Source organism: Roseateles sp. GW821-FHT09H11 (genome assembly GCF_059415845.1).
The window spans coordinates 1,653,195-1,676,170 of sequence record NZ_JBWKOA010000001.1 but is presented as its reverse complement, the minus strand read 5'-3'; the positions used below and the strand labels follow the sequence as shown (position 1 = coordinate 1,676,170).

Here is a 22,976-nt window from a genome sequence, read left to right as displayed (position 1 = left end):
ATGACGCGAACGAACGGGATCGGCGGCGCGAGCGCGTGGATCGCGTGGTCGACGACCTTGTTGCTGGTGGCCGGTGTGCCGGCCGCCTTCGCGAAGGGCCCGGCGGGCGCGAGCTTCGACATGGCGGCCGAGACCGCGCCGGCCCCGGCCGCCTGTCCGTCGGGCGTCGGCGAGGGCGCGAGCTGCCTGTCGGGCAAGGACAGCGCCGGTGCGCTCTACATGATCGTGATGCCCAGGCAGTGGAACGGGGACCTCGTCGTGCATGCGCACGGCGGGCCCTTCCTCGGCGCGCCGACGATCAAGCGCGTGACGGAGGACGTCGAGCGCTGGACCATCATGCCGCGCCTGGGCTACGCGTTCGCGACGTCGAGTTACCGTCAGGGCGGCGTGGCGGTCACCGCCGCGGCCGAGGACAACGAGCGCCTGCGGCGCCTGTTCATCGACAAGGTCGCCAAGCCCAGGCATGTCTACCTGCACGGCCAGTCCTGGGGCGCGAGCGTGGCGGCCAAGGGCGCGGAGCTGTTCGCCGACGGCAAGCCTTACGACGCGGTGCTGCTCACCTCCGGCGTGCTGGGTGGCGGGACGCGGAGCTACGACTTCCGGCTCGACCTGCGTGTCGTCTACCAGTACCTCTGCCACAACCATCCGCTGCCGAGCGAACCGCAGTACCCGCTCAACATCGGGCTGCCGGCGGATTCGCCCTTGAAGCAGCCTGATCTTGCGAAGCGCGTCGACGACTGCCTGGGCCTGAACAAGCCGGCGGCGGAGCGCACGCCGGAGCAGGCGTCGAAGATCAAGACCATCATCGACGTGATCCACATCCCGGAGCGCAGCATCCAGTCGCATCTGAACTGGGCGACCTGGCACTTCCAGGACATCGCGCAGAAGCGCACCGGCGGCGCGAGCCCGTTCGGCAACGTCGGCGCGGTGTATGCCGGCTCGAGCGACGACGCGGCGCTGAACGCGGGCGTGCTGCGCTACACGGCCGATGCGAAGGCGGTGGCGACCTTGTCCGCCGATGCGGACCTGGGCGGGAAGATCCCGGTGCCGGTGCTGACGGTGCACGCGATCCACGACCCGACGGCGATGGTCGAGCTGCAGGAGAGCTTCGGCCGCACGATGGCTGCCGCGGGCCGCGGTGATGCGCTGGTGCAGACCTTCACCGGCGACAAGGACCACAGCTACCTCAGCGACCCGACCTATGCGGCGCTGATGGACGCGCTGACGACCTGGGCCACGCAAGGGAAGAAGCCGACGCCGGAATCCATCGCCGCCGGCTGCGAGAAGGCCAGGGAGAGGCTGGGGCAGACCTGCCGCTTCGAGCCGAAGTACCAGGTGAAGGCCATCGAGACGCGGGTGCCCAAGCGCGACCGGCCCTGACAAGGCGGTCTTCCAAAATGGCCGCGATGAGGCGTCGGGATGACGCCTCATCGCGGTTCACTCGGCCGGTGGCCGATGAGTCGCGGGCTGGAGCGACTGGAGGAACTCTGCCAGGTCGCATTCGTTCAGAAGCCCCTGCGCAACGTCGACCATGACTTCTTCAAGTTCAATGCTCCGTTGCAAGTTGATGCCCTCGGCCTTCAGATACGCCAGGGCACTGGCGAGCGCCGTCCTCTTGTTGCCATCGTTGAAAACATGTCCTCGAGCGATGGCCACCGCGTACATGGCGGCAATCTCTCAAAGATGTCATCCATGCCTGCGAACTGCATACGATTGATGACACGTGAGAGCGCACTCTCCAAGGCGCCCATGCCGTGATCACCGGGTAATCCACCTTCATCTCGAAGGATCGAGTCGTGGATTCGCAAGACCTCATTCGCGTCCAGCATGGTTCAACGCTTTGCAAGCGCGCGAAGGACGTCGCGATGTTCCGCGATGACCTGTTCGACGATGGCCATGAACTCCGGACTCACTTCGCGTGAGGGGGCGCGTTCTTCCCCGGGGCGTGGGAGATTCTTTGGCGGGTATTTCCTCGTGCGTTCAACGTAGGGGATGCCGTACTTCTCGTGCAATTCGCGTATTGATTTCATGAGCGACTCCTTGGGCTTGCAGCGTATTCGGCTCGCGGTATCTCTCGCAATCACCTCGACGTAGGTATCGCATCCCCCATCGGTGTCCCCCCTTTCGGGAGAAGCGAAACGCGACGATCAGGCGAAGAATTGGCCGGTTCCCATGCACAGGAGCTCGCCATGTTCACCGACCTGATCCGCACCGGCCGCGAGGATGCGCCGCAGGGCAACCGCCGAGATTTCATGGAGGCGGCCGCCGCGCTCGGGATCAGCGTGATGGCGGGGCCGGTGCTCGCGCAGACGGGGCAGGGTGGCGCGCCCGACCTGATCCTGCGCAACGGCCGCATCACGACGATGGATCCGGCCAGGCCGGAGGCCACCGCCATCGCGCTGCGCGACGGCGTCGTGATGGCCGTGGGCACGGACGCGGAGATCGCCAAGCTCGCCGGCGCGAAGACGCGTGTCGTCGACGTCGAGAAGCGCCGCGTGATCCCAGGGCTGACCGACTCGCACATGCACATCATCCGTGGCGGGCTCAACTTCAACATGGAGCTGCGCTGGGACGGCGTGCGCTCGCTGGGCGCGGCGCTGCAGATGCTCAAGGACCAGGCCGCGCGCACGCCGGCGCCGCAGTGGGTCCGCGTCGTCGGCGGGTGGAACGAATTCCAGTTCGACGAGAAGCGCATGCCGACGCTCGCCGAGCTCAATGCCGCCGCGCCGGACACGCCGGTGTTCGTGCTCAACCTCTACAACCAGGCCTTCCTCAACCGCGCGGCGCTGCGCGCGGTCGGCTACACGAAGGACACGCCGCAGCCCGCCGGCGCGATCATCGAGCGCGACGCGCGCGGCGAGCCCACCGGCCTGCTGCTCGCCGAGCCCAACGCCTTCATCCTCTACAACACGCTGAACCTCGGTCCCAAGCTCGATCCCGAGCAGCAGCTCAACTCGACGCTGCATTTCATGCGCGAGGAGAACCGGCTCGGCGTGACCTCGGTCGGCGACGCGGGCGGCGGCTTCCAGAACTATCCCGACGACTACGCGATCATCGACAAGCTCGCCAGGGAGAACCGCCTCACGGTGCGCATCGCCTACAACCTGTTCCCGCAGAAGGCCAAGCAGGAACTGGCCGACTTCCAGCGCTGGGCGCGCACCGGCAAGCCGGGCGACGGCAGCGACTTCTACAAGCTCAACGGCGCCGGCGAGATGCTGGCCTTCAGCGCCGCGGACTTCGAGGACTTCCTCGTCCCGCGGCCCGAGATGCCGGCGGCGATGGAGAACGACCTGGAAGGCGTGGTGCGTTTCCTCGCCGGCAACGGCTGGCCCTGGCGCATGCATGCAACCTACAACGAGACGGTGTCGCGCAGCCTGGACGTGTTCGAGAAGGTCCATCGCGACCACCCGATCGACAAGCTCGGCTGGTTCTTCGACCACTGCGAGACGGTGACGCCGCAGAACCTCGAGCGCATCAAGCGGCTGGGCGGCGGCATCGCGGTGCAGAACCGGATGTCGATGCAGGGCGAGTACTTCATCCGCCGCTACGGGCTGAAGGCGACGGCCGAGACGCCGCCGGTCAAGCGCATGCTGGAGATGGGCATCCCCGTCTCGCTGGGCACCGACGCGACGCGGGTGAACAGCTACAACCCGTGGCAGGCGCTGTACTGGCTGGTGTCGGGTCGCACAATCGGCGGCACCTTGCTGTATCCGGAGGAGCGGCGGCTCGACCGCGTCGCCGCGCTGCGGCTGATGACGGCCGACGGCGCCTGGTTCTCGCGCGACACGGGGAAGAAGGGCGTGCTGAAGCCGGGCGCGTTCGGCGACCTGGCGGTGCTCGACCGCGACTTCCTGACCGTGCCCGAGGACCAGATCCAGGACATCACGTCCGTGCTGACCGTGGTGGCGGGCAAGCCGGTGCACGGCAGCGGCGCCTATGCGTCGCTCGCGCCGGCCTTGCCGCCGGCGATGCCGGACTGGTCGCCGGTGCGCACCTACGGCGGCTACCAGGCGCGCAAGTCGGCGGCGTCGTCGTCGCTGAGCGATGCCGAGCGCCGCTACCAGTACGCCGCGCAGTGCGCCTGCGCGAGCGCGTGCGGTGTGCATGCCCACGATCACACGGCGGTCGCGAGCGCGGCGCGCGACGCATCGGCGGCGCAGGCGTTCTGGGGCGCGATGGGATGCAGCTGCTACGTGTGAGGCCGTCCGCTGGCGTCGATGCTGAGATCGCGGTGGCCGCAGCCTCAGTCGCCGTCGTTGCTGGCGCTGCCAGAGGGGTCGCGCGGCACCGGCGAGCGTCGTCAGTCGCCGAGTCCGAACAGCTTCGCCGCATTGCCCCAGGCGATCTTGCGGGACGCGTCCGCGGGCAGGTCGCCCAGCCAGGTGCGGTAGCCCTTCATCGTGGCCTCGTAGTGCTGCCAACGCTGGTTGACCCAGGTGTCGGAGCCGACGAGGAAACGATCCGGGTACTTCAGGATCAAGGCGCGCCACGCGGGGCAGAGCTTGCCGTCGTCGCAGGTGAGCCCGGGGCGGTAGGACAGCTCGCCCATCAGCCGCGGGTACTTCGCGAGCAGCGCCTCCACGCGCTCGACCGGCGCGCCGTTGATCCCGGTGTGGGCCCAGATCAGTCGCGCTTCGCGGCCCTTGCTGGGCGTCGCTTCCATCAGCAGGTCGATCGCCTCGTCGTCGACGTGCGCGAGCACGACGAGCGACTTCTCCTCCGCCAGCGCCATCAGCTTCTGCGCGACCGGGCCGCGCGCGTTGGCGCTGTCGTAGAGGTGGAACTCGCCGATGCCGCGATAGGGGCCTGACGCCGTCCCGCGCGCGAGTTCATCCTGCACCATGCGATAGATGCTCTCGTTGCGGAACCAGCCGTCGTAGTCGGAACGGGTGCGATAAAGGCGGATGAACGGCACGACGGTCACGCCGGCCGCTCGTGTCTCCGGCAGCGACGCGAGCGTGCGCGTGCCGTCGTTCGGGCGCGAGTTGGCGAGGATCGCCTTCACGCCGCTGCGCTGCATGCGCGCGAGCACGTCCGACGGCGGATGCGGGCCGTCAAGGCCGTTCCAGGCTTCCTCGTTGTAGTGGAGGTGGGCGTCGAAGATCGGGCCGACGTAGTCGGCGGCGTGGGCCGCGCTGCCGCCGGTCAACGACACCGCGAGCGCGGTGAACGACGCGAACACGGAGACAAGCGACATCAGCCGCCGGAGAGCAGGGCGCATGGACGGCTCCAGTCGATGGGACCGGAGCCTATTCTTACTCAGTCGCTCATGCAGTTGCTCATGCAGCGCTCAAGCAGTCGCTCAAGCAGTCGTTCCCGCAGTCGCTCATGCAGTCGTTCACTCGATCGACAGCAGCGTCACCGACCTCGCCGGCAGCGTCAGCGTCCGGCCCAGCGTCCTGCGCTCGCCGGTCATGACGTCGACCGCCGTGTCGCCCTCGCGCAGCATCTCGGGGAAGCGCGACAGGTCCAGCTCGCGCGACTCCTTCGCCTTGCTCAGCACGAGCATCAGGCGCCTGCCGCCGAGGCCCTGGGCCGCGTCGTAGCGGAACAGCACATAGCTCTCGGCCAGCGGCGCGTACTGCATCAGCGCGCCGCCGTGCACGAGCGCCTCCGTCTTGCGCCAGTTCAGCAGCCGCTTCAGCCAGGCCTGCGCGCCGGCCTGGCGCTCGCCCAGCCCCGCGCCGGTGAACGCGTTGACCGCATCGCCGGCCCAGCCGCCGGGGAAGTCCGCCCGCACCGCGCCGTCGTCGCGATGGCGCGGGCTGGTCATCAGGATCTCGGAACCGTAGAAGAACTGCGGGATCCGCCGCACGAAGGAGAGGTAGGCCCAGGCCATCTTCGTCAGCTCGACGTCGTCGTGCAGCACGCTGTAGACGCGCGGCGTGTCGTGGTTGCCCTCGAACAGCACCAGGTTGGCCGGGTCCGGATAGACGAAGTCATGCGCCAGCGCCTCGTAGAGCTTCGTGAAGCCGCCGTCGTGCGCATCCTGCTGGTTCAGGGCGGCCAGCAGCGCCTCCTGCAGCGGGAAGTCCATCAGGCTCGGCAGCGAGGACACGTAGCCGTCGTGGTTGCGCTTGCCCGCCTGCCAGTACGACACCACGGCCGGGTGGGGGCTCCATTCCTCGCCGACGATGTTCAGCTTCGGATACTCCTCCTTGAGGCGGCGCGACCAGGCGGCCAGGAAGTCCTTGTCGGAATAGCTGTAGGTGTCCGTGCGCACGCCGGCCAGGCCGGCGGTCTCGATCCACCACAGGCTCATCTGCGTCAGGTAGGTCGCCATCAGCGGCTGGCGCTGGTTGAGGTCGGGCATGCCGGGGCTGAACCAGCCGTCGCTGAAGCGCCTGCGGTCGCTCGGCGCGGCGTACGGATCCTGCAGCGACATGCGCGCGTGATGCGTCTCGGTGTACTGGGGCCAGGTGTTGACCCAGTCCGCCGTCGGCAGGTCGGCCATCCACCAGTGATGCACGCCGATGTGGTTCAGCACGATGTCCTGGATCAGGCCGATGCCGTGGCGTTTCGCCTCGGCGCCGAGCCGCACGAAGTCGTCGTTGCTGCCGAAGCGCGGATCGACCTGGTAGAAGTCGGTCGCGCCGTAGCCGTGGTAGCTCCACTTCGGGCTGTCGTTCACCGACAGCGGGGTCGGCCACAGCATCGTGAAGCCCATCGCGGCGATGTAGTCGAGGTGCGACGTCAGGCCCGCGAGGTCGCCGCCGTGGCGGCCGCCCGGGTCGTCGCGACGCAGGCCTTCGGCCAGGCCCGGCACCTCGTCGTTGCGCGGATCGCCGTTGGCGAAACGGTCCGGGACCACCAGGTAGATCGCGTCCTTCGGTCCGAAGCTTTCGCGCTGTGCCGAGCCCGGCACGCGCGCGCGCAGGACGTAGCCATGCTCGACGACGACCTGCCCGTCGCGCTTCAGGCGCAGCGTCAGCGTGCCCGGCTGGGCCGACGATTCGATCCGCAGGTCCACGAACAGGTAGTTGGGGCTGTCGCCGCGCCGCGTGCCGACCAGGATCACGCCGGGCACGGGCGCCAGCTCCGCCTGCAGGGCGCCGATGCCCGCGCCGTGCAGCATCAGCTGCAGGTCGGGCGACTTCATGCCGACCCACCAGTCCGGCGGCTCGACGTGATCAAGCGTCACCGGGGCGGTGGAAGGGGTGGAAGAGGCGGGAGCGGTCGTCGCGGCGGAGGGAGCGTTTGTCATGACAAGAAGGCTCAAGGCGAGGAAGACGGTGGAGACGGTGGAGACGAAGGGGGTGGAAGGCGTGAGCGAGGCCAGCGGGGCGAGTCGTGCGATGAGGCGCGTCGTGGTCGGCATCCTGCACGCCCTTCAGCGAAGGCGGAAGACCTGCACCGACAGCGGCGCGGCGGTCAGCGTGACCCGACCCCGCGCATCGGCGGCGAGTGCCCTGGCCTGGATGGCGGTCGCCGAGCCCGACGGAGGCTGCGGGTGCAAGGCGCGAAGGCGCGCCTTCGCCGGCAGGCCGGGGAGCGTCACCTCGGTGGCAGCCCGCCCGTAGTTGATGACGACCAGCACGCGCTCGTTCTTGTAGGCGCGCTGGAAACTCAACACCTGACCCTGCGCGAGCGGTGCCTCGTAGCGGCCGCGCGCGATCGCCGGCTGGCCGTTGCGCAGCGCCAGCATCGCCTTGTAGAAGTTCAGCAGCGAGCCCGGATCGGCGGCCTGCGCCTGCGCGTTGTGCGTCGAGAGGTTCGGCGAGGCCGGCCGGAACGGCGTGCCCGTCGAGAAGCCGCCCGGCGCCGGGGTCCAGCTCATCGGCGCGCGCAACGGCGCATCGCCCGGCAGACCGGCGACGCCGGCCTGGCCGATCTCTTCGCCGTAGTAGATGAACGGCGTGCCCGGCAGCAGCAGGTAGGTCGCGGCGGCGAGCTTGTAGCGTGCCTCGTCGCCCTCGAACTGGTCCCAGGCCCGCTTGCCCGCGAAGATGTCGTGATTGCTCAGCATCGTGGCCATCGACAACGGCGCCTCGGTGAAGAAGCGCGCGACCTTGGCCACCGCCTCGACCGAACCGTCGCCGCCCTTGGCGGCATCGATCACCGCGCGCTCCAGCCCGAAGGCGAAGGCGCTGCCGCAGATGTCGTCGCGCGTGTAGACCTTGGGCTCGGCGGTGGCCTCGCACACGACGAAGCGCCGCGGGTAACGCTTGATCAGGCGCGTGAAGTCGCCGGTCAGGACGCGGCTCTCCGGCTGGTCGTTCCAGTCCTTCGCGCTGTTCTCGATCAGGTGCGGCACCGCGTCGAGGCGGTAGCCGTCCAGCCCGCGGTTGAGCCAGAAGCGCAGGCTGTCCGCGTGGTACTTCACCGCCGCCGGGTTGCGCATGTTGAAGTCGGGCATGTGCGGTCCGAACACCGCGAAGTAGCGCGGCGAGCCGGCGCCCGCCTGGGCCGTCGATTCAGGCTTGGGCGGCGCGCTCGCGCCCTCGGGCAGCTCGGGCGGGACGTCCTCGCCGGGCAGGTACCAGGGCGTCTTGCCCCAGATGTCCCAGTCCTTCAGCTCTGCCAGCGGCTGCGGGGTCCACACGAACCAGTCGCGCCACGGGCTGGCCGGATCCGCCGCCGCCGCGCGGAACAGCGGATGCTCGCGCGCGCTGTGGTTGATCACGTAGTCCATGACGACGCCGATGCCGCGCCGGTGGGCTTCGCGGATCAGCTCGTCGAAGTCGGCCAGCGTGCCGTACTGCGGCTCGATCGCGCGGTAGTCCGTCGTCGCGTAGCCGTGGTCGTGGTCGGCGCTGGCGGTGATCGGCATCAGCCAGATGCCCTTGATGCCGAGGTCCTTCAGGTAGTCCAGCCGCTGCGTCACGCCGCGCAGGTCGCCGATGCCGTCGCCGTCGCTGTCCTGGAAGCCGCGCACGAAGATCTCGATGAAGGCGCCGTGCTGCCAGCCCTCGGGCAGCGCGCTGTGGCCGCGCGCCTCCTGGACGGGCGAGAGGTCCACGGGCGTCGCGGCCCTGGCCGGCGTCGCCGCGGCGGCCGGCGCCGCGTGCGCCGTCGGCGCCGTCAGTCCGGCGGCCGTCGCGACGGCCAGCACCGTGGCCGTGGCGAGGGCGAAGGGGCGACGAGTCATCTCGCGAATCTCCTGGTCTTGTGATCGTGTCTGTAGCAAAAGTACAAATCTGAACGTCTCCGGAAGAAGCTTCGGAGGCGTCGTCGCGCCGCAGCATAGAAGGTATGGCCTATGAAGGGAAGTCCTGATCGCCCTCGTATGTAGTTTTGCTACCATCTGAAGCGCAGTGCCGGCACGGCCTTCAAGGAAGGTGGATCCGGCGCCAGAACCACCTTCCGATGGAGATCCGATGGGCGTCCGCTCGACCTTGTCCCGCCCCTGGCCACGTCTGGCGGTATTGATGCTGAGCGGCCTGGCCGGAATGCCGATGGCCATCGCCGCAGGCGACTCCTTGATCGCCGCGGGCGATTCCACGATCGCCGCAGGTGACCCTTCGCTGGCCGCCTGCGGCGCCGGGTGGGCGACGGTGCTGGCACCGCAGTCGCCGACGCTGGCGCCCCAGCCCGCCGCGCCCGCGATGCCGCAGCCGGTGTGGCTCGATGCACGCCGCCTGCGCTGGCCGGGCTTGATGCTGGCCGCCGGCGAGACCGTCCGGTGGCATCACTCGGCGGCTGGCGGATTGACCTTGAATGAAGGGCGCATGACCGGGAGCGACCGCAGCCTTGCGCTCCGGATCGTCGACGTCGCCCGCGAGCCGCTGAGCGCGGAGATCGCCGCGCAGGGCGCCTATCTGGGCGCCGGCCCGGAGTTCGCGTTGGAGGAAGGCGTCGATGCGGCCCTGCTGCAGCGCGGTCAGTCGCTGGTCGTCGTCGAGGACGCGCAGGGCCGCGTGCGGCGCTGGAGTCCGGCGCAGACCGCGCGCGCGCTCGATGCGATCTACGCCGCCGCCGAGGACGAGTCGGCGCTGGGCGTGACGGTGGGGTCGAAGGGCGCCGCCTTCAAGCTGTGGGCGCCGACGGCCGATCGCGTCGCGCTGTGCGTCTACGACGGCCCCGACAGCGCTGCCCGCGTGCGCCTCCCGCTGGCGCGCGACGACCGCACGGGGATCTGGGCCGTCGACACGGCGCGCACGTCCGGCGAGGCTGGCGCACCCGGCGCACCCGGCGCACCCGGCGTATCCGGCGTATCCGGCGTATCCGGCGTATCCGGCGCGGCGGGCGTGCGAAGCGGCTCGTATTACCGTTACCTCGTCGAGCTCTTCGTGCCGGGCGTCGGTCGCGTGCGCAACCTCGTGACCGATCCGTATTCGGTGAGCCTGTCGGCGGATTCGGCGCGCAGCTACGTCGCCGACCTGTCCGAGCCGCGCCTGCAGCCGCGCGGCTGGTCGGCCAGCCGCATCCCCGACCGCGTGAAGACGCCGACGGACATGGTCGTCTACGAACTGCATGTGCGCGACTTCTCCCGCGACGACCGCAGCGTGCCCGCCGCCATGCGTGGCAAGTACCTGGCCTTCACGCAGTCCGGCTCGGCCGGCATGCGCCACCTGCGCGCGCTCAGCGAGGCAGGCCTGACGGACGTGCACCTGCTGCCGGTCTTCGATCTGGCCACCGTGCCGGAGCGCCACTGCGCGATCCCGCGCGTGCCGAGGGCCGCGCCCGACAGCGAGGCGCAGCAGGCGGCCGTCATGGCCGTCGCCGACAGCGACTGCTTCAACTGGGGCTACGACCCGTACCACTACAGCGCACCGGAGGGCAGCTTCGCCAGCGATGCCAATGACGGCGCGGTCCGCGTGCGAGAGTTGCGCGCGATGGTGATGGGGCTGCATGCGGCCGGACTGCGCGTCGGCATGGACGTGGTCTACAACCACACGACGGCCTCCGGGCAGCATCCGCATTCGGTGCTGGACCGCATCGTGCCCGGCTACTACCAGCGCCTGGACGTGCTGGGCCGTGTCGAGCGCTCGACCTGCTGCGACAACACCGCCACCGAGCACCGCATGATGGGCAAGCTGCTGGTCGACTCGGTGGTGCTGTGGGCGCGGGAGTACAGGATCGCGTCCTTCCGCTTCGACCTGATGGGGCACCAGCCGCGCGCGGTGATGGAACAACTCCAGGCGCGCTTGAAGCGCGAGCTGGGTCGCGACGTCCAACTGATCGGTGAAGGCTGGAACTTCGGCGAGGTCGCCAGCGGCGCGCGATTCGTGCAGGCCTCGCAGCTGTCGCTGAACGGCACCGGCATCGGCACCTTCAGCGATCGCGGCCGCGATGCGGTGCGCGGCGGCGCGGCGGGCGACGATGCGGCCACTTCGGCGCGCGGGCCTGGGTTCATCGTGCCGGCGCAGTCGGGGGATGCCGCGCGCCGCGAGGAACTGCTGCGCCAGGGCGATCTGCTCAAGCTCGCGATGGCGGGCACGCTGCGCGGCTTCGAGCTGGAGACCGCCGACGGTCGTCGCGTCGCCGGCGAACGCCTGCCCTACGGCGACCAGCCCGCCGGCTACGCCTCGGTGCCGGCGGAGGTCGTCAACTACGTCGAGAACCACGACAACCAGACGCTGTTCGACGCGCTGGTGCTGAAGCTGCCGCGCACCACGAGCGCCGACGACCGCGCCCGCACGCAGGCGGTGGCGCTCGGGATCAATGCGCTGAGCCAGGGCGTCGCCTACTTCCATGCCGGCGGCGAATTGCTGCGCTCCAAGTCGATGGACCGCAACAGCTACGACTCGGGCGACTGGTTCAACCGGCTCGACTGGAGCGGTCGCGACAACGGCTTCGGCGCCGGCCTGCCGCCTGCCCGCGACAGCGGCCAGGACTTCGCACTGCTGCGGCCGCTGCTGGCCGATCCCGCGATCAAGCCCGGTCCGGCGCAGATCGACTGGACGCGGCGCGTGTTCCTCGACCAACTGCGGATCCGCGCGAGCACGCCGCTGTTCCGGCTCGCCGATCCGGAGGAAATCCGGCGCCGGCTTGTCTTCCACAACTCCGGCCCGGTTCAGCAAGCCGGCGTGATCGTGGGTCGACTCGACGGGGCTGGACGCGCGGATGCCGTGTTCGATCGGCTGCTGTACGTCGTCAATGCCACCGCCGAGCCGACGTCGCTGACCTTGCCGGCCGAAGCCGGCTTCGCCTGGCGCCTGCATCCGGTGCAGCGCGCCGCCGGCGCGGCGGATACGCGCATCCGCAACGAGTCGCGGGTCGACGGCGTGCGGGGGCATTTCCGGGTGCCGGCGCGCAGCGTCGCGGTGTTCGTCGTCGAGCGTCGTTGAACGGTCCCGTTACGAAGTCGGAGCGTCGCTGAGCCTCGCGGGCGTCCCGGGTCTGGACCTTCGCCGGGCGACTTTCAAGCCCGGGATCACCCCATCCGTCGCACGGGGCTGCGCGCCTCGCGCGGCGGAGTAGCATGGCTCATCAGCGGCCCCGTCCAGAGGCCGCATCGGAGACGGTCATGGGAACGATCCAGGCGATCCATTCGGTCCGCAAGGCGCTGATGCTCGGCGCGGCGCTGCTGGCGGCGCTGGCGGTGACAGGGTGCGCCACGGCGCCCGAGGCCACGCCGCCGATCGAGGCGGCCTCGCTGATCCACGACGAGCTCTTCCCGCCGTCGCGCGACGTGATCGACCCGGCGCAGGTCATGGCGCTGACGCCGAAGATGCGCGAGTTCATCCGCGGCCGCATCCCGAATGCGGGCGCCAACGGCACGACGCTGATGATGGATGCGCGCGACATGCGCCACCTGCTGCTGGATGCGCTCTACAACCGCAACGAGCTCCAGCTGGAGTACGACGCCGAGACCACGCGCACCGCCGCCGAGGCCTTCGACGCCAAGGCCGGCAACTGCCTGTCGCTGGCGATGATGACGGCCGCCTTCGCGCGCGAGATGGGCCTGCCCTTCGTGTTCCGCCAGATCTACGACGAGGAGCAGTGGAGCCGCGTCGGCGACCTGCAGGTCGTCTCCGGCCACGTCAACATCGCGCTGGGCCGGCGCCGGACGGACTTCCGCGTGCTGGGCAACGACGAGCCCTCGCTGGTGGTCGACTTCCTGCCCGGCGCGCAGATCTCGCGCCAGCGCGCGATGCCCATCGACGAGCGCGGCATCGTCGCGATGTACATGAACAACCGCGCCGCGGAGCTGCTGGCGCAGGCCCAGATTGCCCGCGCCTACTGGTGGGCGCGCGCCGCCTGGCTGCACGATCCGCGGATGCTGACGGCGCTCAACACGCTGGGCGTGATCTACCGGCGGCACGGCGACACCGTGCTTGCCGAGCGCGCCTTCCGCCATGTGCTGGCGCACGAGCCGGCCAACGTGCAGTCCATGTCCAACCTGGCCCAGGCGCTGCGCTTCCAGGGTCAGTTCGCCGAGGCGCAGAAGCTCGAGACCCAGCTGGCCCTGCTCCAGCCGTATCCGCCGTTCAAGTTCTTCGACCTCGGCGTCGCCGCGATGAAGGCGGGCGACTACGCCCAGGCGCGCGACCTCTTCGCCAAGGAGATCGACCGCTCGGCCTACTACCACGAGTTCCATTTCTGGATGGCGCTGGCCAACGTGGGATTGGGCAAGTGGGATGTCGTGCGCACGGAACTGGCCAAGGCCCAGGAGTACAGCGTGACCGCGCCGCAGCGGCAGCTCTACGCGGCCAAGCTGGAAAGCCTGAAGGCGAAAATGCAGCCGGCGAAAGTCCAGGTCCGCTAGCCCGCGGCAGTCGCGGACCGGGGACGCCGGCTTGGGAACTCAGGCGTCGAGCGGCGGCAGGCCGTGACGCGCGCGCGCCCGGGCGCAGGCGTCGTCGCCGATGCCCAAGGGGGAGCGCAGGCCGAAGTCGCGGCACGGCGACGGTCGCCATTCGTAGATGCCGCAGCCGGCGTGCTCGCCGACCTTTCCCTGCAAGGCGGCGCAACGTGGCCGCGCATGGTCGGTGCCGCGCATCCGGCAGGTCGAGTCCGTGACTTCCACCGTCAGGCCGTCCGGCACCGTGCCGCCTTCGCTGAGCAGCTCCTGGCGTGAGAAGTCGACGCGGAAGCTCGCGCAGCAGGCGCCGCAGCGGGTGCAGGGGTTGTCGGTGAAGGCCGGCATGTCAACGGAGGGCGGGTGAGGGCAGGGCGCCGCGGGAAGGGTTTCAGTTCGACGCCGACGGGCTGATCAGCGTGCTGTCGGGCGCGGGCGTGTCGTCGGGCAGCACGGGTTCGCGCACGACGGTGACGGTGCAGGCGCATTGCGAGACGACCTGCGCCGACACGCTGCCCAGGTAGCGGCGCATCATCGAACTGGCGCGCGCGCCCATCACGACGTGGTCGACGCCGGTCTTCGCGGCGAACTCGATCAACGCATCGGCGGCGTCCGGTGCTTCCAGCACGTGGAAGGTCAGCCGGCCGTCTTCCAGCGCCAGTTCCCGCGTCATCGGATGCGCCCAGTTCTTCAGCGCGATCAGCTGCTGCACGTGATGGCTGCGGCCCTGCGCGTCGGTGAGCTCGTCCATGCCGATGCGGTTGGTCTTCATCACGCCGACGCAGGCCAGGCGCGCGCCGGGCTCGGTCTGCATCAGGCGGCGCACGACCTCGCGCAATTCCTCGAGCAAGGTGGGCGTGGCGCCCAGCACGTCGACGGCGGCCATGATCACGGGGCTGCGCGCAACCTGCGCGCCGACCGAGGCCGGCGCGCGCGGTTCCTCGCCCATCGCCAGGAACCAGCGCTTGAAGCGTCGCACCATGCCGCTGCGCTGCAGCTTGTGCGCCCGGGCGGTCAGGGGCACCGCGTCCGGCCGCTGCAGGTCCAGCGCGAGCTGCGCGGCGCTCTGGTAGCGGCGCTCGGCGCGCACCTCCAGGCAGTGCAGGACGATCTCCTGGAACCACGGCGGCAGCTCGGGCCGGATCGCGCGGGGCGGGATCGGGTCGACGTAGAGCCGGCGCCGCAGCTGTCGCACCGATGTCGGCTGGCCGAAGGGCCGCTCGCCGGTGGAAAGGTGGTACAGCATGACCCCCAGCGCGAAGAGGTCGCTGCGCGGATCGTTGCGGACGAACTGGACCTGCTCCGGCGACATGTACGGCCCGGTGCCCATCGGCAGGGAGAACTCCTCCTCCAGCAGGTCGGGCAGGAAGTCGTGCCGCGACAGGCCGAAGTCGACCAGCACCACGGTGCCGTCCGGGCGCAGCAGGATGTTGCTGGGCTTGATGTCGAGGTGGACCAGGTGCTGGCGGTGCAGGTCGGTCAGCGCGTGCGCGACCTGGATGCCGATCTCGACGACCTCCACCAGCGGCAGCGGCGCCTGGTCCAGGCGCGGGCGCAGGCTCTCGGCCTCGATGCGCTCCATGACGATGTAGGCCTGGCGGCGCCAGTCGCCGCGCGCGACGAAGCGCGGCACGTGCGGCCCCTTGAGCGCCGGCATGATCATCTGCTCGACCTCGAAGCCGACGATGCTGGCCGGGTCCTCGCCGCCCTTGATGCGGGGGACCTTCATGATCAGCGGGAAGTCCTCGACGGGATGGACATCGACGGCATGGGCGTCGGCGGGACCTGTCGGGTCCGCCGGATCCTGCCGCCGCACCTGCCAGAGGTTGGCCATGCCGCCCTGGTGAAGCCGCGCCTCGAGCACGAAACCGTCCAGCACCTGGCCGGGTTGCAGCGGCGAGGTGATCGGTACCGGGACTGAAGTGGAAGCGTGCGTCGGGTGGGCGTCGTTCATCGATTCATTGGCACTTCTACCGCCGCTGGCCCTCGCCCCCGCTCTCTGCCGGAGGCGGGAGAGGGAGCAAGTGGCCGGCCGTCATCTGCGGTCATCGATCTTCATCGGCCCGCCACCAGGCGTTGCGCGAGCCGGTCCGCCAGGCCGGCGGGCAGGCCGGGCGCGGCGCGCAGCGCGGCGGCGGCGGCTTCCACATCGTAGGGCACGCGCTGGAAGCTGAGTTCCTCGCTGTCGTGGTCGAACAGCGCGTAGGCGGCGGCCGGGTTGCCGTCGCGCGGCTGGCCGCAGGCGCCGGGGATGACGAGCCACTGCCGGTTGGGCAGGAGCGGGATCGGCACGCCGGGCTGCGGCTTGAAGTCGCCCGCCTTGCCGGTGCCGGAGAGGTGGTACAGCATCGGCTCGTGCATGTGGCCGCAGAAGGTGTAGCGGCACTCGGTGGCGTGCAGGCTGCGCATCGCCTCCAGCCGGCCCTGCACGTAGGCGAAGCCGGTCGGATCGAACGCGTTGGCGTGCACGTAGAGGCAGTCGTCCTCTTCCTCCGACATCGGCAGCCCGGCCAGGAAGGCCACCTGGTCGTCGGTGAGCCGCGCGCGCGTCCAGGCGATGGCGGCGCGCGCGTCGTCGTTCATCGTGGGACGGGGGCCCTGCGTCACGCCGAGGTCGTGGTTGCCGGCGACGACGATCGCGCCTTCCGCGCGCAGGGTCCGCACCTGGTCGATCACCCAGCCGGGGTCGCTGCCGTAACCGACGTAGTCTCCCAGGAGGGCGAAATGCCGGGCGCCCTGCCGCCGGGCGTGGTCGAGGACGGCCTCGAAGGCTTGCCGGTTGGCGTGCAGGTCGGAGATCAGGGCGGTCTTCATGGAGGCAGCATGGATGCGAGGGGCAAGCATGCCACGCATGGCTGACGTCAACCTTCGCAAGACGGCGAGTGGCGGACGCAAGCCCCCCGAAGCGCAGGGGCACGGCCCCTCCGGATGGGCGATGGATCGGGGGACTCGCGGGTTTGACGCGTTGTGGATGTCCCGGGCTTTGCTAATCTGGCTGGCGACATGGGGCGCCGAGGAGGCGATGTGGCGAGAGCGCAGCGCCGCCGGCAGTTCCGGCATGGGAGAGAAAGAAGATGAACACGTTGGAATCCGGGCGGCCGGACCCGCGCGAGCGCGGGCGAACGCCGGCGATCGAGCGCTGGGCATGCGTGCCCTGGCGGGGCCGTCTGCCGCTCGTCGCGCGCGCGGCAGGCGGTCTGGCGGTGGGGTTGATGCTCGCGTCGGTGACCGGCGCCGCGCGGGCGGACTGCTCGCGACCGATCCGGGTGCCGATGGCGCCGATCGGCATGAGCGTGGTGACCTCGGGCGGCGAGGTCAGCGGGGTCTATCCGGACCTGCTGCGCAAGGTGTCGGCGGAGACCGGCTGCCAGTTCGATTTCGTCGTCGTGCCGCGGGCGCGGGTCGAGGCGATGTTCGCCGGCAGCGGCGCGGACGTGCTGGTGCCGGCGACGCGCACCTCCCAGCGGGACTTGCACGGCGACTTCATTCCGATGATGAAGGCGCGGGCGATGCTGATCTCGATCTCGTCGGACCGCGCGCCGGTCGAGAGCCTGACCGAGCTCGGCGAGCGGCGGGAGTTGCGCGTGGCGGTGGTGCGCGGCTTCGACTACGGCGAGCCCTACCAGCAGTTGCTGAGGACGTTGAAGGCGCAGCGCCGACTGGTCGTGGAAGCGGATCCGGCGGCGGTCGTGCGCACGCTGGAGCGCAACCTGGCGGACGTGACGGTGATGGCGCCGTCGATCCTGGCGGGCACCCTGCTGCAGGACTCGAAGACGCGGCCGCTGCTGGACCGTCTGCGCCTGGAGGCGATGGCGGAGCTCACCTGGACCGACAGCGGGATCTACCTGTCGCGGCACCTGCCGGCGAAGGACCGCGAGGTGCTGAGCGACGCGCTGGAGCGGAACTCACGCTCCGGCACCGTCTGGAAGACGCTGCAGAAGCATTACCCGGCCGGGTCGTATGAAGACGGCCTGAAGGCGATCGTCGTGCCGAAGTAGCGCAGCGATCGCCGCGTCATGGAACAAGGCCCGCGCTCGGCGGGCCTTGTCGTCTCGGGGCGGGGCAGGGCGTTCAGCCGATGCGTCCGAGCAGCAGGTACTCCATCAGCGCCTTCTGCACGTGCATGCGGTTCTCGGCCTCGTCCCAGACCACCGACTGCGGGCCGTCGATCACGTCGGCCGCCACCTCTTCGCCGCGGTGCGCCGGCAGGCAGTGCATGAACAGCGCGTCCGGCTTGGCCTGCGCCATCATGTCCTTGTCCACGCACCAGTCCGCGAACGCCGTGCGGCGCGTCTCGTTCTCGGCCTCGTAGCCCATGCTGGTCCACACGTCCGTCGTCACCAGGTCCGCGTCGCGGCAGGCTTCCTTCGGGTCCTTGAAGACCTTGTAGCAGCGCGTGTCCTTGATGCCGGCGACCGCCGGGTCGATCTCGTAGCCGCTGGGCGTGCTGACGTGCACGGTGAAGCCCAGGATCTCCGCCGCCTGCAACCAGGTGTTGGCCATGTTGTTGCCGTCGCCGACCCAGGCCACCACGCGTCCCTTCAGGCAGTCCATGTCGATCGCGCCGCGTCGGTCCATGCCGCGCTGCTCGATGAAGGTGAACAGGTCCGCCAGGATCTGGCAGGGGTGGTACTCGTTGGTCAGCCCGTTGATGACCGGCACCCGCGAGTGCGCGGCGAAGCGCTCCAGCTTGGTCTGCTCGTAGGTCCGGATCATCACGATGTCGACCATGCGGCTGATCACGCGCGCGCTGTCCTCGATCGGCTCGGCGCGGCCCAGCTGGCTGTCGCCGGTGGTCAGGTGCACCACCGAGCCGCCCATCTGGTACATGCCCGCCTCGAAGCTCACGCGGGTCCGCGTGGAGGCCTTCTCGAAGATCATCGCCAGCGTGCGGTCCTGCAGCGGCTGGTACTTCTCGTAGTTCTTGAAGCGTCGCTTGATCGTCGCCGCCCGTTCGAACAGGTGGGTGTACTCCTCCGCGCGCAGGTCCTTGAACTGCAGGTAATGACGCATGAGCGTGTTCCCCGGCTTCATGGCGCGGACGCCGGGGCGGCCAGGAAGGCCTTCACCAGCGGCACCAGACGCGCGGCGATCTCGGCCGCTTCCGCGCTCGTGAGGATCAGCGGCGGGACCAGGCGGATGACCTTGTCGGCGGTCACGCTCAGCAGCAGGCCCGCCTCCATCGCCTGCGTCAGCAGCACGCCGCAGGGGCGGTCGAGTTCGATGCCGATCATCAGGCCGTGGCCGCGCACCTCGACCAGGCCCGCTTCGCCCGCCAGGCCGTGCTCGATCGCGGCCTTCAGCTCGGCGCCGACGGTCGCGGCATTGGCCAGCAGGCCGTCCTCTTCCATCACCGTCAGCGTCTCGACGCCCGCGCGCATCGCCAGCGGATTGCCGCCGAAGGTCGTGCCGTGGTTGCCCGGTCCGAAGACCTTGGCGGCCTTGTCGCCGCACACCACCGCGCCGATGGGCACGCCCGAGCCCAGGCCCTTGGCCAGCGGCATCACGTCCGGCACGATGCCGGCCCACTGGTGCGCGAACCACTTGCCGGTGCGGCCGATGCCGCATTGCACCTCGTCCAGCATCAGCAGCAGGTCGTGCTCGTCGCACAGCTTGCGCAGGTCCTTCAGGAAGTCGATGTGGGCGGGGTTGATGCCGCCTTCGCCCTGGATGGTCTCCAGGAAGATCGCGGTCACGTTCGGGTGCTCGGCGATGGCCTGGCGGATCGCCGCGATGTCGTTCAGCGGCACGCGGACGAAGCCCGGCACCAGCGGGCCGAAGCCCGCCTGCACCTTCGGGTTGCCGGTTGCGGACAGCGTCGCGATCGAGCGGCCATGGAAGGCCTTCTCGAACACGATGACCTCGGGGCTCTCGTTGCCGCGGTCGTGGCCGTACTTGCGCGCGATCTTGAGCGCGGCCTCGTTGGCCTCCAGGCCGGAGTTGCAGAAGAAGGCGTTGGTCAGCCCCGACAGCGCGCAGAGCTTGGCCGCGAGCTGCTCCTGCAGCGGGACGTGGTAGTAGTTGCTCGTGTGGATGAGCTTGCCCACCTGGTCCCGCAAGGCCGCCACCAGCTTCGGATGGTTGTGTCCGAGCGTGTTGACGGCGATCCCGCCGAGGCCGTCCAGGTATCGTCGGCCGGCCGTATCCCAGACCCAGGCGCCTTCGCCGTGCGACAGGGCGATCGGCAGGCGGCCGTAGGTGTGCATCACATGGGGTTCGGTCGGGGCGGCGAACGAGGAGTCCGGGGCGTTCATCAAGTCTCCAAAACGTGGGAGGGGTGGGGGAATCATCTCCAGGAAGGCGCCCGGCAATCCCGGTCCGGGACCGGGGTTGCGGGAGCCGATCGATTCTACGGGTCGACCCTGGCGGGTGAGGAGATTCCTCCTGCACAGCCAGACAAGCCGCGCTGACCAGCGGGCGAGCAGAAGCCCACCTGTGCTGCGGCGCAACACATCCAGGGCACAATAGCGTTTTTGCCGGGACGCGTGAGACCGTAGCCAATGACTGAGCAGCCCAAGCCGCGAGAAGTGTTCATCCAGGGGATCACCACGGATGGCCGCACCTTCCGCCCGAGCGACTGGGCCGAACGTCTGGCTGGGGCCATGTCCTGCTTCCGTCCCGGCGGCACCCGCAGCGGCCGCGACGCCTACCTCGGCTACTCGCCCTACTGCGTGCCGCGCGTCATCGACGGCATCAAGTGCGTGATCGTCAACGAGGCGCTGAAGTCTGTCGAACCGATGGCCTGGGAGTTCGTCATGAACTTCGCCCGTGACAACAAGCTGCAGGTCGTCGACGCCTGCCTGCTGCCCGGCGATCGGGAATCCGGCAAGGCCTGAAGCGCTGAAGGCCCGCTGGCCCGTTCGGGCCATCGCCGGCCCGCGTCCTTGCGACTACGCTGACGGGTTCGCCGCGACCTCCCCACCGGGCTCCCTGGACATGGCCGTCTTCACCGCCGACGCGGGCTCCCGGGCCGCGGCCGTCCTGCCGGAAATGCAGCAGTTGCTGCGCCTGATCGACCAGGGCGGGTCGATGCTGCAGGCCCGCGAACTCGCGACCGTGAGCACCGTCGGCGGCCCGCTGCCGGTGATCGGCGTGACCCTGGGCAATCCTGATCCCGCGGTGCCCGCGCTCGGTTTCATCGGCGGGGTCCACGGCCTGGAGCGCATCGGCGCGCAGGTGGTGCTGGCCTACCTCGGCAGCCTGGTGCGCCGGCTGCGCTGGGACCTCAGCCTGCATCAGCAGCTCGAGTCGCTGCGGCTCGTGTTCCTTCCGGTCGTCAATCCGGGTGGCGTGCTGGCCGGGTCGCGCGCGAATCCGCAGGGCGTCGACCTGATGCGCAACGCGCCGCAGGACGCCGACCGCGGCGTGCCCTTCCTGGTCGGCGGGCATCGCCTGTCCCCGCATCTGCCGTATTACCGCGGGCTGACCGGCGCGCCGCTGCAGGTCGAGAGCGAGGCGCTGTGCCGATTCGTCCGCGAGGAACTGCTGGGGCGGCCGATCTCTGTGGCCATCGACTTCCACAGCGGCTTCGGCCTGCGCGACCGCATCTGGTTCCCCTATGCGCGCACGCGCCGTCCGATGCATCACCTCGCCGAGATCCACGCGCTGTGCGAGGTGCTCGATCAATGCCTGTCCCCGCATCCCTACGTGATGGAGCCGCAGAGCCGGCACTACCTGACCCACGGCGACCTGTGGGACCACCTCTACGATGAGTCCCTCTCCCTTGATCGGGGGATCTTCCTGCCGATGACGCTCGAAATGGGGTCATGGCTGTGGGTGAAGAAAAACCCGCGCCAGCTACTCTCCCGGCACGGCATGTTCAACCCGCTGATCGCACATCGACAGCAGCGTGTGTTGCGACGGCACATGGCCTGGATGGACTTCATGACACGTGCGACGCAGAGCGCGTTGCGGTGGTTGCCAGGACCGGACACAAGAATCGATCACGGGGAGCAGGCGTTGATTCGCTGGTATCGGAGGACCGCTCGATGAGCGTCCACACCTGGGTGCTGCTGCGCGGCTTGACCCGCGAGAGCGGCCATTGGGGGGACTTCCCCGCGCGCCTGCTGCGCGCGTTGCGGGTGCAGCAGCCGGACGCCCGGCTGGAACTGCTCGACCTGCCCGGCAATGGCGACAAGCATCGGCAGAGCAGTCCGACCCATGTCGACGCGATGATGGAGGCTTGCCGTGCGGAATTGCGTCGTCGCGGCGTTCCCCCGCCGTATCAGGTGCTGGCGATGTCGCTGGGTGCCATGGTCGCCAGCGAATGGGCGTCGCGCCATCCGCGCGAGCTCGACGGCATCGTGCTCATCAACACCAGCCTGAGGCCCTTCAGCGCCTTCTTCCGGCGGCTGAGGCCGTCGAACTACTGGTCATTGCTGTTGCTCAGCCTGACGCGGCTGAGCCTGCGCCAGCGCGAGGCCAAGGTGCTGCAGATGACGACGCGGATGCAGCGTCAGCCGGACCAGGTGATCGACGACTGGGTCTCGATCCAGCGCCAGCACCCGGTGCGACGTCGCAATGCGCTGCGGCAGCTGCTGGCGGCGGCGCGTTACCGCGCCAGCCTGGCCAAGCCCGAGCCGCCGATGCTGCTGCTGTGCAGCCAGGGGGACTCGCTGGTCGACTGGCGCTGCTCGCAGGCCATCAGCCGGGCGTGGGGTGCGCCGCTGCGGCTGCACCGGCACGCGGGGCACGACCTGCCGCTCGATGACGGGGAATGGGTGGCGCGCAACGTCGTGGACTGGCTCCACGTGCGCGAGGTCGTCGGACAGATCACGACGCCGATGCCGCTCTGAGCCCAACGAAAAAGCCCGCCGATTGGCGGGCTTTCCGTGCACCAGAGCTGGACTTTGCTATCAGGCGGCGAGCGCCTTGATCTTCGAAGACAGGCGGCTCTTGTGGCGAGCAGCCTTGTTCTTGTGGAAGATGCCCTTGTCGGCGACCGAGTCGATCACGGGCTGGGCGGTCTTGAACAGGTCGGCGGCCTTGGCCTTGTCACCCGTGACGATCGCCTTTTGCACGTTCTTGATGACCGTGCGGAACTTCGAACGCAGCGCCGAGTTGGCGGCGTTCAGCTTGACGTCTTGACGTGCGCGCTTGCGGCCCGAGGCCAGACGCACGGTTTTCTTCTTGGCTTTGGAAGAGCTTGCCATTGTCTTATTGGTCCAGTTGGTGCAAAGACGGCGAGTATAGCAGCCAGGATTGGAAAAACCAAACCCGAGGTATGGCGTCCGCGGCGGGCCACCCATAATGCGCGGTCGTTCGCCGGGGCTCGATGCCCCAGGGGAATTGT

The 22,976-nt window shown here is 69.5% G+C and carries 19 protein-coding genes; 8 read left to right on the top strand and 11 right to left on the bottom strand.

Annotated elements, in window-relative coordinates:
- Entirely contained in the window at positions 1–1,380 is a 1,380-nt protein-coding gene (locus AC07PR_RS07050; protein ID WP_495134821.1) for a hypothetical protein, read from the top strand.
- A gap of 57 nt (positions 1,381–1,437) precedes the next feature.
- Here the strand turns inward: AC07PR_RS07050 and AC07PR_RS07045 are convergent, their stop codons facing one another.
- Positions 1,438–1,665 (bottom strand): type II toxin-antitoxin system death-on-curing family toxin, encoded by a 228-nt coding sequence (locus tag AC07PR_RS07045; protein ID WP_431102576.1) that lies wholly within the window; start codon positions 1,663–1,665, stop codon positions 1,438–1,440.
- A 167-nt stretch (positions 1,666–1,832) separates the two neighbouring features.
- Positions 1,833–2,030 carry a hypothetical protein gene (locus AC07PR_RS07040; protein ID WP_483105744.1) on the bottom strand — a complete coding sequence of 66 codons (198 nt, stop codon included), beginning with the start codon at positions 2,028–2,030 and terminating at the stop codon, positions 1,833–1,835.
- A gap of 255 nt (positions 2,031–2,285) precedes the next feature.
- Between AC07PR_RS07040 and AC07PR_RS07035 the strand changes: the two genes are divergently transcribed.
- Positions 2,286–4,199: an amidohydrolase gene (locus AC07PR_RS07035; protein ID WP_483109223.1), complete on the top strand. Its 1,914-nt coding sequence runs from the start codon at positions 2,286–2,288 to the stop codon at positions 4,197–4,199.
- Between the two features lie 101 nt (positions 4,200–4,300).
- Here the strand turns inward: AC07PR_RS07035 and AC07PR_RS07030 are convergent, their stop codons facing one another.
- From AC07PR_RS07030 to AC07PR_RS07020, 3 genes are all read right to left on the bottom strand, one after another.
- Entirely contained in the window at positions 4,301–5,197 is an 897-nt protein-coding gene (locus AC07PR_RS07030; RefSeq protein ID WP_495134858.1) for an amidohydrolase family protein, read from the bottom strand.
- A 141-nt stretch (positions 5,198–5,338) separates the two neighbouring features.
- Positions 5,339–7,204, bottom strand: coding sequence for a glycoside hydrolase family 13 protein (locus AC07PR_RS07025; RefSeq protein ID WP_495134820.1), 1,866 nt, complete (start codon positions 7,202–7,204; stop codon positions 5,339–5,341).
- Positions 7,205–7,330: 126 nt separating this feature from the next.
- Positions 7,331–9,088: an alpha-amylase family glycosyl hydrolase gene (locus AC07PR_RS07020; protein WP_495134819.1), complete on the bottom strand. Its 1,758-nt coding sequence runs from the start codon at positions 9,086–9,088 to the stop codon at positions 7,331–7,333.
- Positions 9,089–9,317: 229 nt separating this feature from the next.
- Here AC07PR_RS07020 and pulA point away from each other — a divergent pair, with 229 nt between their 5' ends.
- A complete protein-coding gene (gene pulA / locus AC07PR_RS07015; protein WP_495134818.1) occupies positions 9,318–12,230 on the top strand; it encodes a pullulanase-type alpha-1,6-glucosidase in 2,913 nt (970 codons plus the stop codon).
- A gap of 179 nt (positions 12,231–12,409) precedes the next feature.
- Complete coding sequence (locus tag AC07PR_RS07010) at positions 12,410–13,651, top strand: tetratricopeptide repeat protein (protein WP_495134817.1); 1,242 nt, start codon at positions 12,410–12,412, stop codon at positions 13,649–13,651.
- 39 nt (positions 13,652–13,690) lie between these two features.
- Here the strand turns inward: AC07PR_RS07010 and AC07PR_RS07005 are convergent, their stop codons facing one another.
- The 3 genes from AC07PR_RS07005 to AC07PR_RS06995 form a co-directional block, all read right to left on the bottom strand.
- Positions 13,691–14,032: a YkgJ family cysteine cluster protein gene (locus tag AC07PR_RS07005; RefSeq protein ID WP_377156086.1), complete on the bottom strand. Its 342-nt coding sequence runs from the start codon at positions 14,030–14,032 to the stop codon at positions 13,691–13,693.
- 43 nt (positions 14,033–14,075) lie between these two features.
- Positions 14,076–15,638: a serine/threonine protein kinase gene (locus tag AC07PR_RS07000; protein ID WP_377156084.1), complete on the bottom strand. Its 1,563-nt coding sequence runs from the start codon at positions 15,636–15,638 to the stop codon at positions 14,076–14,078.
- A gap of 101 nt (positions 15,639–15,739) precedes the next feature.
- Entirely contained in the window at positions 15,740–16,498 is a 759-nt protein-coding gene (locus tag AC07PR_RS06995; RefSeq protein WP_495134816.1) for a metallophosphoesterase family protein, read from the bottom strand.
- Between the two features lie 260 nt (positions 16,499–16,758).
- Here AC07PR_RS06995 and AC07PR_RS06990 point away from each other — a divergent pair, with 260 nt between their 5' ends.
- Complete coding sequence (locus AC07PR_RS06990; protein ID WP_377156082.1) at positions 16,759–17,682, top strand: substrate-binding periplasmic protein; 924 nt, start codon at positions 16,759–16,761, stop codon at positions 17,680–17,682.
- Between the two features lie 73 nt (positions 17,683–17,755).
- Here the strand turns inward: AC07PR_RS06990 and argF are convergent, their stop codons facing one another.
- Both argF and AC07PR_RS06980 read right to left on the bottom strand, forming a co-directional pair.
- The gene (argF, locus tag AC07PR_RS06985) at positions 17,756–18,718 is read right to left on the bottom strand and encodes an ornithine carbamoyltransferase (protein ID WP_377156081.1); all 963 of its coding nucleotides are present in this window, start codon (positions 18,716–18,718) and stop codon (positions 17,756–17,758) included.
- A complete protein-coding gene (locus AC07PR_RS06980; protein ID WP_483105750.1) occupies positions 18,715–19,938 on the bottom strand; it encodes an aspartate aminotransferase family protein in 1,224 nt (407 codons plus the stop codon). The genes argF and AC07PR_RS06980 overlap by 4 nt, the downstream gene beginning before the upstream one ends.
- A 246-nt stretch (positions 19,939–20,184) precedes the next feature.
- Here AC07PR_RS06980 and AC07PR_RS06975 point away from each other — a divergent pair, with 246 nt between their 5' ends.
- The 3 genes from AC07PR_RS06975 to AC07PR_RS06965 all read left to right on the top strand — a co-directional run bounded on the left by AC07PR_RS06975 (position 20,185) and on the right by AC07PR_RS06965 (position 22,479).
- Positions 20,185–20,520 carry a DUF3579 domain-containing protein gene (locus AC07PR_RS06975; protein WP_377156079.1) on the top strand — a complete coding sequence of 112 codons (336 nt, stop codon included), beginning with the start codon at positions 20,185–20,187 and terminating at the stop codon, positions 20,518–20,520.
- A 100-nt stretch (positions 20,521–20,620) separates the two neighbouring features.
- Positions 20,621–21,676, top strand: a complete 1,056-nt coding sequence (locus AC07PR_RS06970) for a M14 family zinc carboxypeptidase (protein ID WP_495134815.1) — start codon at positions 20,621–20,623, stop codon at positions 21,674–21,676.
- Entirely contained in the window at positions 21,673–22,479 is an 807-nt protein-coding gene (locus tag AC07PR_RS06965) for an alpha/beta fold hydrolase (RefSeq protein WP_377156076.1), read from the top strand. The genes AC07PR_RS06970 and AC07PR_RS06965 overlap by 4 nt, the downstream gene beginning before the upstream one ends.
- A 60-nt stretch (positions 22,480–22,539) precedes the next feature.
- Here the strand turns inward: AC07PR_RS06965 and rpsT are convergent, their stop codons facing one another.
- Positions 22,540–22,836, bottom strand: a complete 297-nt coding sequence (rpsT, locus tag AC07PR_RS06960; RefSeq protein WP_067269869.1) for a 30S ribosomal protein S20 — start codon at positions 22,834–22,836, stop codon at positions 22,540–22,542.
- Between the last annotated feature and the right edge of the window lie 140 nt (positions 22,837–22,976).